Here is a 574-nt window from a genome sequence, read left to right as displayed (position 1 = left end):
TACCGTGACGAAGCCAATGAGCATTGCTGGAAAGTCGGGGAGGAGCTTCGTCGCTTGATTCTAAAGTGTAGGTTCTCGATCAATGAAAAGAAGACCCGCATGCAATATCGTAGTTCGCGGCAGCAGGTTACTGGTCTCGTTGTGAATAAGAGGGTCAATGTCACAAGTGAGTATCGCTATCTTGTGCGCGCCTACGTTGCGGCGTTGGTCAAGAACGGAAAATATACGATAAAACGTCAGATTGTTGACGCGACTGGTAAGCAAGAGACGATCAGTACAGATGGAACACCGGCTCAGCTTCATGGGATGTTGGGCTTCATTCATTCCGTAGATAGCGTATTTCGGACCGATGTAAGGAAGCACCCTTATAATTATCCGGGGCAGCAGGCTAATGATAAGAAGCCAACGGGGAATTTGGCTATTTATCGAAGATTTTTGATTTACACGCGCTTCTATGCAAACGCGTTGCCGCTAATCGTATGCGAGGGAAAAACTGACGGTGTTTATATCAGCAACGCTGTGCATCAGACCAAGTCAATTTTTCCGAGCTTAGTCAAAAAGGACAAGGATGGAA

The 574-nt window shown here is 46.7% G+C and carries 1 pseudogene; it reads left to right on the top strand.

From position 1 onward, the window contains the following. Positions 1–99: 99 nt before the first annotated feature. A pseudogene (locus tag GFB48_RS17420) lies at positions 100–574 on the top strand (ribonuclease H); the annotation flags it as partial.

The sequence above is a fragment of the Paraferrimonas sp. SM1919 genome (assembly GCF_010993985.1).
Lineage (GTDB): Bacteria > Pseudomonadota > Gammaproteobacteria > Enterobacterales > Shewanellaceae > SM1919.
Note: the sequence above shows the minus strand (reverse complement) of the source record. Positions and strands in the feature narration are given on the sequence as shown.